The 9,219-nt window shown below is 45.6% G+C and carries 9 protein-coding genes; 5 read left to right on the top strand and 4 right to left on the bottom strand.

The window, feature by feature from the left end:
• Positions 1-166 precede the first annotated feature (166 nt).
• The 4 genes from WBA23_RS05090 to WBA23_RS05075 all read left to right on the top strand — a co-directional run bounded on the left by WBA23_RS05090 (position 167) and on the right by WBA23_RS05075 (position 4,441).
• Positions 167-1,096 carry an ATP-binding cassette domain-containing protein gene (locus WBA23_RS05090; protein WP_424581167.1) on the top strand — a complete coding sequence of 310 codons (930 nt, stop codon included), beginning with the start codon at positions 167-169 and terminating at the stop codon, positions 1,094-1,096.
• Positions 1,097-1,170: 74 nt separating this feature from the next.
• The gene (locus tag WBA23_RS05085; protein WP_424581166.1) at positions 1,171-1,893 is read left to right on the top strand and encodes an ABC transporter permease subunit; all 723 of its coding nucleotides are present in this window, start codon (positions 1,171-1,173) and stop codon (positions 1,891-1,893) included.
• 57 nt (positions 1,894-1,950) lie between these two features.
• Positions 1,951-3,465, top strand: coding sequence for a GldG family protein (locus WBA23_RS05080; protein ID WP_424581165.1), 1,515 nt, complete (start codon positions 1,951-1,953; stop codon positions 3,463-3,465).
• On the top strand, positions 3,458-4,441 hold the full coding sequence (locus WBA23_RS05075) for a DUF4340 domain-containing protein (protein ID WP_424581164.1): 984 nt from the start codon (positions 3,458-3,460) through the stop codon (positions 4,439-4,441). Before WBA23_RS05080 ends, WBA23_RS05075 begins: the two co-directional genes overlap by 8 nt.
• Before the next feature lie 12 nt (positions 4,442-4,453).
• Here the strand turns inward: WBA23_RS05075 and WBA23_RS05070 are convergent, their stop codons facing one another.
• Positions 4,454-4,906 (bottom strand): RES family NAD+ phosphorylase, encoded by a 453-nt coding sequence (locus WBA23_RS05070; RefSeq protein WP_424581163.1) that lies wholly within the window; start codon positions 4,904-4,906, stop codon positions 4,454-4,456.
• Positions 4,907-4,908: 2 nt separating this feature from the next.
• Positions 4,909-5,331, bottom strand: a complete 423-nt coding sequence (gene parS / locus WBA23_RS05065; RefSeq protein WP_424581162.1) for a type II RES/Xre toxin-antitoxin system antitoxin — start codon at positions 5,329-5,331, stop codon at positions 4,909-4,911.
• Between the two features lie 188 nt (positions 5,332-5,519).
• Between parS and WBA23_RS05060 the strand changes: the two genes are divergently transcribed.
• Positions 5,520-6,731, top strand: coding sequence for an FG-GAP-like repeat-containing protein (locus WBA23_RS05060; RefSeq protein WP_424581161.1), 1,212 nt, complete (start codon positions 5,520-5,522; stop codon positions 6,729-6,731).
• Positions 6,732-6,773: 42 nt separating this feature from the next.
• On the opposite strand, the gene WBA23_RS05055 is transcribed toward WBA23_RS05060, so the two are convergent.
• Positions 6,774-7,811 (bottom strand): potassium channel family protein, encoded by a 1,038-nt coding sequence (locus tag WBA23_RS05055; RefSeq protein WP_424581160.1) that lies wholly within the window; start codon positions 7,809-7,811, stop codon positions 6,774-6,776.
• Between the two features lie 54 nt (positions 7,812-7,865).
• Entirely contained in the window at positions 7,866-9,152 is a 1,287-nt protein-coding gene (locus WBA23_RS05050) for a serine hydrolase domain-containing protein (protein WP_424581159.1), read from the bottom strand.
• Positions 9,153-9,219: the final 67 nt, after the last annotated feature.

The following is a 9,219-nucleotide window of genomic DNA, read 5'->3' as shown; positions in this document are numbered from 1 at the left end:
GCATTAACATCCGGTAAATAGAAACTTAATTTTTGTTAAAATTCACTCAAGACGAACTCTTTTTTTCTCTTTTCCTTTGCTTCTTTTTAAAGCAGTTTGCAGTTTTGCGAATTACTGCAAGACTACGAAAAACCTATTTATAACTACCATTAACCTACACTTGGGTATGGACATTCAGATCGAGAATTTATCTAAATGGTATGGTCCCCAAAAGGCGGTAGACGATATTTCATTTTCGGTAAAGACCGGGGAAATTTTAGGCTTTCTCGGCCCCAACGGAGCCGGAAAAACTACCACAATGAAAATGATCACCAACTACATCGCTATTGGTGAAGGTGACGTCAGAATTGGCGGCAAATCGGTAAAAAATGATCCAGCGTTCATTAAATCTCATATTGGCTATCTACCGGAAAACAATCCGCTTTACCTGGATATGCCCGTAATTGACTACCTAAAATTTTGTGCGCTGCTACAAGGCGTAACGAAAGCCCAGGTAGATGAGCGAATTCGGGAGATGGTACGGGTGTGCGGGTTGGATGCCGAAAAGCATAAAAAAATTGGTGAACTTTCTAAAGGCTACCGTCAGCGGGTAGGGTTAGCTCAAGCGATGATCCACGATCCGGAAATTCTAATTCTGGATGAGCCTACGACTGGATTAGACCCTAACCAGATTGTAGAAATCAGAAAGCTAATCCGAGATTTAGGCCAGGCTAAGACCGTAATTCTGAGTACGCATATTTTACCGGAAGTGGAAGCTACCTGCGATCGTATTCTGATTATCAACAAAGGGAAGATTGTGGCGGATGGTACGGCGACTACCCTTCGCAAACAAGCCCAAGGACTGGAAGTAGTAAAAGTTAAAATTGAGGATACTACTGCTAATGAGGCACTAGAAGCTCTGAAAAAACTTCCGTCGGTAGAACAAGTGGCTTACTTTAATTCGCATCAAGACCAGTTTGAGGTTCAGGGTAAACCCGAGGCTTCTCCTGCCCGCGACATCTTCCGGCTTTGTGTTGAAAAGGGCTGGGTACTCACCGAGCTTATTCCTATAGAAACTAAATTAGAAGACATCTTCCGCGATCTAACTGTTAGTTGATTAAATAATTACAAATTGAAAATTATTTTCTAAGAGAATTTTCAATTTTCCAATCTTCCAATTTGCAATTCACCATGAGGACTATCTGGATTATAACCCAACGAGAACTTCAATCTTTCTTTGACTCGCTGATCGCCTATATTTTGCTGGTAGCATTTTTGGGCTTTAGTGGATTTTTCACCTGGCTCTACGGTTCCGACGTGTTCTTTGTCGGGCAGGCTAGCCTCCAGTCATTTTTCAGTATTGCCTACTGGACATTATTTTTCTTTATTCCGGCCCTCACCATGCGAATGCTGGCCGAAGAAAAGCGAGCCGGAACCATTGAATTACTGCTGACTAAATCAGTCACCGACCGTCAGCTAGTGATTGGGAAGTTTTTAGCCTGTTTACTCTTGATAGTGATTGCGCTGTTATTCACGTTACCCTATTACTTCACCATCGCTAGTTTGGGCGAAGTAGACCACGGAGCTATCTGGTGCGGCTATCTGGGACTGATTTTGATGAGTGCGGTGTACATCAGTATCGGAATTTTTACCAGTAGCACCACCAACAATCAGATTGTCGCTTTTTTAAGCGCGCTATTTATTGGCTTGTTTTTTCACATCATCTTTGACGTTCTCGCCAGCAGCTTTACCGGTACGATGGGCGAAGTATTCAGCGCTTTAAGTCTATCCACTCACTACGAATCGCTGACCCGAGGCGTAATCGATACCAAAGATCTTATTTACTTCTTCTCCCTCATCATTCTCGGCATTGTGCTATCCGAAGTAAGTCTTTCCAAACGAAACTTAGTATGATTAGTCTCCAGTCAAGCTGGAGCAAGCATTATTCATTTATCATCAGTAGTTAAAAATATGCAACGTAAAAGCTCTCTTTATATATCCGTAGCCCTAATCGTAGGAATCCTTGTTTTGGCGAACCTATTGTCATCCAACTATTTCTTACGGCTGGATTTTACTGAAGACCAACGCTACACCTTGAGTCAGGCGACCAAAGATATTCTGAATGAACTGGCTGAACCGATTACCGTTACGGCCTATTTCTCGGAAGACCTACCGCCCGATATTGCTCGCACTAAATCGGATTTTCGAGAGATGCTGGTAGAGTACGCCAACACTTCTGGCGACATGGTGGTGTACGAATTTGTGAACCCGAATGATGACCCTGAGATTGAGCAGGAAGCCATGCAGAACGGTATTTCGCCGGTATTAGTAAATGTACGCGATCAGGATGAAATCAGTCAGAAGCGAGCATTTCTGGGTGCCGTTATCCAAATGGACGAAGAGCAGGAGGTGATTCCCTTTGTACAGCCGGGAGCGGCGATGGAGTACACCCTTTCAACCAACATCAAGAAAATATCGTCCGTGGATAAACCCTCCGTCGGTATTTTGCAGGGTCACGGTGAGCCGTCTATCAGCGCGCTTCCTCAGGTAGCTAACGAACTGTTTATTCTCTACAGCCCGGAAGATTTGACGTTAACTGATTCTACCGACATTCCCACCAAGTTCAAAACGATTGCTATTCTCGCTCCTACCGACTCGTTTCCCGACCAACATTTAGCGCAACTGGATGCTTTTTTGGCCCGAGGCGGTAATATCATGCTGGCTTACGACCGAGTGGAAGGCGATTTGCAAAACGCCTACGGACGGGTGGTCAACACTGGGCTGGAAAGCTGGCTGGCTGACAAAGGCGTACAAGTGGAAGAAAAATTTGTAGTAGATGCTAACTGCGGCGCCGTCACGGTTCAGCAGCAGCAAGGGCCTTTCACGATGAATACGCAGGTTTCTTTCCCTTACTTACCGATTGTAAGTAATTTCACTGAGCACCCCATCAGTGCCGGATTAGAAGCCGTAATTATGCCATTTGTGAGTTCACTAGCTTATACCGGATCACAAGATTCTAGTAATACGGTAACGTTCACCCCACTAGCCAGATCATCGGCCCAATCGGGCACCGTTCCGGCCCCAGCGTATTTTGACATCAACAAGCAGTGGACAGAAAATGATTTTCCGCTGGAAGCCTTGCCGGTAGCGGCAGCTCTGGAAGGCACTATTGAAGGCAATACTGAAGCCAAAATGGTGGTAGTCGCCGATGGCGGATTCGCTACCCAAGGTGGCGGACAAGGCGGTGATAACGTGAGCTTGCTGGTAAACAGCATCGATTGGCTCTCGGACGATACCGGGCTGATTGAGTTGCGTACTAAAGGAGTTACCTCCCGGCCGCTCGAGCAGGTAGAAGACGCTACTAAATCGCTGATTAAGTACGCTAACTTCTTAATTCCGATTTTATTAGTAGTGGGCTACGGCGTGGTTCGCTTCCAGATGAAACGTACTATTCGACAAAAACGAATGCAAGAAAGCTATGCATAAACCATATAACAATAAGATTCTTTCGATCACTTTTGGAGTATTATTCGTGATTTATCTCGCTACGCAATTTATAGGTAGTGAGGCCGACGAACGCAATTTCCGCACTGATCTGGTTACGATGGATACCACATCAGTCACTCGGCTGGTACTGAACCCTAAAGAAGGCGAGGCGGTCACCTTCACTCAGGAGCAGGATAACTGGCAAGTGTCGCAGGGCGGCAAAACTGCTCAGGCCGACCAGCAAGCCGTACAAAGCTTGTTGGGAACACTTCTGCAACTAGAACCCCAACGGCTAGCGGCCCGCTCGGAAGAAAAGTGGAATACTTTTGAAGTAACCGACTCGCTCGGTAGCCGGGTGCAAGCTTACAGTGGTGAGAATTTACTGGCGGATGTGTACGTGGGAAAGTTTAGTCTACAACAATTACCTCCGCAGCAACCGATGCAACCCGGTATGCCGCCCATGCAGCAACAACGTCCCAAAGCTACATCTTACGTTCGTCTGGCCGATGAACCCGAAGTGTACGCCGTTGATGGCTTTCTCACCACGTCTTTTAATCAACCGTTCAACAGCTGGCGCGACCGCAACTTCCTGCAACTGGAGAAAGAAAAAATTTCCCGTATTTCGTTCCAATACCCCGCCGACAGCAGTTTCACGCTCGCTCTGACTGATAGCACTTGGACTGTCAATGGCACTCCGGCTGATTCCGCCCAAACGGCTCAGTATTTGAACCAACTCGTTCGCCTCACCAGCAGCGATTTTGCCGATGACTTCAACACCCAAGGTCAAAACCCCATTTTCCAAGCCCGTATTGAAGGGAATAACATGAGTCCGGTAACTATTGAAGGCTACGAAAGCAACGGCTCATTTGTCTTACGTAACTCCCTAAAACCTGATGTACTCGTCAGCAGCGATAGCAGTGGGTTGTACGCGAGGGTGTTTAAGGGGAGAGAGGGTTTCATAAGCATAGAAGAGTAGATTCATTCTCTCCTAATTCCCTTTTATTCGGGAGTCAAATTGGAAGTCTTCAGTACCGAGTATTTTCACTTCGCTCATTTGCGGATGATTGATGTTTAAAAGGTAGTTGTGCTCTTTCTGAATAATGGCCGACGGAACTTTAAGCAGAAGTGTCTTATTATCGTTCACCCACTGATCGCCTATCTTTTGGCATTCCGAATAGGCGGCAAAATCAATCCAATTCATTGGTAACTGACCTTCTTCTACTTCAGTGATCGCAACTTCATTAGGAATTTTAATGACCATCACTTTAAAGCTACCGTTCAAACCTTCGCCACTTCGATGAACAACATTTTCTAGACAAGCCAATGCTCGGCTACTAGCCGTATAAAGCACAAATTTTCCTTTGGAATTCCATCGGGCAGGGAAACCTGAGGTAGTAAGTTTAGTAGACCACTTCTTAAGACAGATTCGGTAAACTTCCACATTTATGCAGTTGCTCCAAACTCTATCCTAATCAGCTCTTCCAAGATTAGATCAATGCCAGTAGAAGTATTCATCAGTTGATAAGGAATCTGGTCACCCAGACCAAAAGCTGGTTTATTTAGCCAACGATTAAAACTCTGGGTTTCACCAAAGATTTCTACTCCTTTTTTGTATAAGACAATCAGCTTCAGCGCCAATTCGCTATTTCGAGGATCAAACCGTTTATTATCTTTTTGGTAGCGAGTGATCGTTTTTAGGGATACTCGAAAAATCTCATCTGCCAATTGCTGCTTTTTTAACCCCGCGATAGAAGCCAAATCAAAAAATACATTTACCTTCATTCCTTTTAATGAATTTAGTACAATAGCGTAGTCATCTTTGATTGTGCTTTCATATTTTGAGAACAAACGCTGATTACTAATCATCTTCCATTTTTAATCTAAAGTAACGGACAATTGTCCTTAAATACAAGACAATTGTCCGTTTATCACCTAATGGTTGGCATATAATTTACCGTAGGGTGCTATCAGAAAACTAAGATTTCCCCACCATCATTTTTATTCATCGCTCTTTTCAGTAACTTTTATGGTTCTAAAGTTTCCTAATTAACACTATGAAATACACCAATCTACCCAAATACGCATTCGGATTACTACTCATTGCTTTGTTAGGAAGCGCAGCTTTGGAATATAACTCAATTCCGTTTGAGCAGAAGAAACTAGTTTCGGAAGGGGCCGAGTGGTGGTGGGCCCGGAGCCACGCCGATGTGAATCAGGATGGGCTGGTGGATTTCTTCGTGATTAATAATAACGCTCGCGGGGGTTGGCTCGGTTGGTACGAAACCCATGAAGACTTTAGCGGTTCAACCTTGCATATGATTGCTGAAGAAGGTCCCGAAGGGGGAACCTTTGCTAGCGGTGACTTAGCTTCGGGTGATATTGACAACGACGGCGACATTGATGTAATTGGCCCAGTTGGTGCGGGTGAATGGGTAGGTGGCGAGGAGCCTATTCAGGTATACTGGTACGAAAACCCTTCCTGGACTCCCCACTATCTTGGAGAATTTCCGCCCTTCATAAAAGACTTAGACTTAGTTGACCTGAACCAAGATGGCAAACTAGATTTAGCGGCTACCTGCTTTAGTTCGCACCGGATGGTGGTGTATCGTCAGGATTCACCCGAACAGTGGGAAAAAGCGGCGGATGTGTTTGTAGAAACCCTGCACGAAGGACAACACGTGGGCGACCTGGATGGCGACGGAGATATTGACGTGGTATCAACGGCTTTTTGGTTTGAAAACCCCGGCGATGATATGATGGGTGACTGGACAGTCAGGAACATTGATCCTTACTGGAATAGCGACGAAGGCCGCTCGTGGGAGTACAATTCTACTAAGATATTTTGCGCTGATATTGATGATGACGGCCGAGATGAAGTTTTCATTAGCTGCTCCGAGAAGTTCCGTGACCGCATTGCCTGGTACGATTCTTCGAATCCGCAGGAAGGTGACTGGACGATGCATGAGATTGGCAAAAATACCTTTTCCCACACGCTACAAGTAGGCGATGTGGACGGCGATGGCGATTACGATGTGCTTTCGGGTAATAACGGCGACCAAGGTGAGTCGGAAAACAGTCCGGTTATTCTTTTCATCAATCAGGGAGATAACATGAACTGGGAAGAGCAAGTGCTGACCAAAACCGGAGCCTATAATTCTTACCTAGCCGATGTTGAAGGCGACGGTGACTTGGATTTCTTCCGCTACGACGGTCACGAATCTACGTTTTACGAATTGTGGTTAAATCAAACTGTCTCTAATAAGTAGCAGAGGTCTTATTACCTTTTAAAAGACAGTATTAAACCATAGCTACTCGTTATTCTCATCAATATTTTCCCGGTAGTTCTGAAATGCACCGGCTTCCAGATCGTCCCAGCACCAGCCGGCATTATGAAGTAGTCCTAACAACATTTTCCGTCGTTTAGCCCAGCAACGGTAGTGCCTATCCCACTCCACCTGATCTACTGTAATGATCTCAGCTAAGGTGACTCGGGAAGGCGGCGGGGGTGCTTGCTCGGCGGGGTGAACGTACACATCCTGTACTGTGCTAAGGTAATGAGATATTGCGTTCTGTAGCGGCAGTAATACTTGCTTAGACGGGCGCTGATGTTCAGGTACTAATTCCATAAGCATTAATGCCTCATCCAGATTAGTCAAATTTAAAGCGAAAGCATCTTTCTTTCGGTCGGTATGAAAGTAATGGAGTACTGGGTAAGCGTGGTGGTTTTGAGTGTGTTGAAGAATCATGCTGGTCAAGGGGGGAAGATGCACTTTTAAAGCACATAGATCTTTTCCGTTCCAAGCTTGTTTGAGAATCTCATCGACCGAATAGCCTAATGTTGAGACATAGGCGCTGAGGCGCTGCTTCTCAATTTCGGCCGATAGCACGGGTAGTAAATAGGTTAAAGCAATAGAAATGAAGATTAATCCAGTGAAGGAAAATAGCGCAGTGAATATCTCCCAAAACTCATTGCCCGGCTCCAGATCACCGTTGCCAAAAGTAGATAGTGTGTAGCCGGTATAGTATATTTTACTGACGAACGAAGCGGGGGTATTAGTCTCGATATTCATTACCGAATCTTCCTCGCTAATAATCATAACGGTGCAAGCCGTCCAGATACCTAAAAGCCAAATGAGCAACACCGATAGCAAGATTAGGGTACCTCCGTAGGTGAGCACCCAGCGCTGCTTCGTTAACCTGCTAATGGCGAGCAGAACCGTCCATATTCCCACCCCAACATGGCGGGTGAACCATCCAGCACCTTTATTAGATAAAGTGGTGATTACCAGATCGTGAACAAAAAGTAGTAATAAGAATAACCCGGCAAAAAAAATGGGTAGACTCATAGAATTGAGATAGCGTAAAAAACGCTACAAGGTACTACTTTCCGGCGGAATAAATCAGTCATCCACCGCCTGATTGACCAGTATGCGAAACTTCCAACCGGTATCATCGCCGTTGCCACCCCGGGTTTGCTTCATTAGTATGCCAATGAGTTCTTCCTGCGGGTCAGCAAAGTATTGGGTATTAAAGTAACCGCCCCAATCGAACGTGCCAATACTGCCCCTCCCACCCTGGTCTTGTCCAGTCTGATTGAGCACGCCAAAGGCCAGTCCGTAGTAGCGGTCTTGCCCCTCCCAGAGGTTACCAATCTGGTTGCCCATCATGGATTGTACGGTAGTTCGACTTAGTATCCGCATTCCGTTTAGTTCGCCACCGTTGAGGTACATCTGCAAGAAAGTAGCATAGTCCTTCGCCGTGCTACTTAATCCTGCCCCTCCAGAAAAAAAGGTTTTTTCACCTTTAACCGGATAGTCAGCATCGTAGCCGTTACCGGAGTAACGTTTCCACTGATTATCATTCCAACGCTGTACCGCCACCAACTGATTAGCTTTATTACTGGGTAGATAAAACCATGTGTCGTTCATACCGAGTGGTTCAAACAGATGCTCGCGCAGAAATTCATCAAACGGCTGACCTGACATAATTTCTACAAAGTAGCCGAGTACATCCAGTCCTTCGGCGTAAGAGTATTTCTCTCCCGGATTAAAGTGCAACGGCAGTTTTGCCAGCTTCTTAATGTTCTCTTCTATCGTAATATTATCAGTGGTAAAGGCATCAACAATTCCGGCTTTCTGATAAATCATCTTAAATCGCTCGTCACCATCGATAAAACCATAGCCCAAACCTGAGGTGTGGGTGAGCAGATGGCGAATAGTAATTTCGTTTTCAGCGGGTTTAGTAGTATATGAGGTATCTGCGTAGCGGAAGCTCTTGATCACCTGAGGATTCTTAAATTCGGGGATATAGTTGGAGATGGGATCATCCAAACGGAACAATCCTTCTTCCCAGAGCATCATTACGGCAGTGGCGGTAACGGCTTTGGTTTGGGAAGCTATCCGGAAGATTGCATCTCTTTCTAACTTCCGGCCCGATAGGTCAGCCGTACCGAAGGCTTTATGAAAAATAATCTTTCCGCGTCGGGCTACCAGCGCAACCAAGCCGGGTACCTCATTATCTTCAATAGCCTCTTTTGCCATCGCATCAATCCGGGCTAGCCGTTCGGCCGCCATCCCCACACTCGCTGGTTCAGCGTACGTTAACGAAGGTGATTGTTGGGTGGATTTTGTTTGAGCTGAAACGGCTAAGGTAACAGCGAGAAGAAGGATAGTTAGCAGGTGTTGCATAGCACAATGTATGGTTAGGTAAGGCAAAAGATATAGAGATTCTCACTTATCACCACAGAGTCTAACT

The sequence above is a fragment of the Tunicatimonas sp. genome (assembly GCF_049647865.1).
GTDB lineage: Bacteria > Bacteroidota > Bacteroidia > Cytophagales > Cyclobacteriaceae > Tunicatimonas.
The sequence above is the reverse complement of the archived record's forward strand: the minus strand, read 5'-3'. Positions and strand labels throughout refer to the sequence as shown.

Bases quoted from the DNA above. Each gene is read 5' to 3' on its own strand.
- WBA23_RS05090 (WP_424581167.1), top strand. From the start codon at position 167: ATGGACATTCAGATCGAGAATTTATCTAAATGGTATGGTCCCCAAAAG.
- WBA23_RS05050 (WP_424581159.1), bottom strand. From the start codon at position 9,152: ATGCAACACCTGCTAACTATCCTTCTTCTCGCTGTTACCTTAGCCGTT.
- WBA23_RS05060 (WP_424581161.1), top strand. From the start codon at position 5,520: ATGAAATACACCAATCTACCCAAATACGCATTCGGATTACTACTCATT.
- WBA23_RS05085 (WP_424581166.1), top strand. From the start codon at position 1,171: ATGAGGACTATCTGGATTATAACCCAACGAGAACTTCAATCTTTCTTT.
- WBA23_RS05080 (WP_424581165.1), top strand. From the start codon at position 1,951: ATGCAACGTAAAAGCTCTCTTTATATATCCGTAGCCCTAATCGTAGGA.
- WBA23_RS05075 (WP_424581164.1), top strand. From the start codon at position 3,458: ATGCATAAACCATATAACAATAAGATTCTTTCGATCACTTTTGGAGTA.
- WBA23_RS05055 (WP_424581160.1), bottom strand. From the start codon at position 7,811: ATGAGTCTACCCATTTTTTTTGCCGGGTTATTCTTATTACTACTTTTT.
- parS (WP_424581162.1), bottom strand. From the start codon at position 5,331: ATGATTAGTAATCAGCGTTTGTTCTCAAAATATGAAAGCACAATCAAA.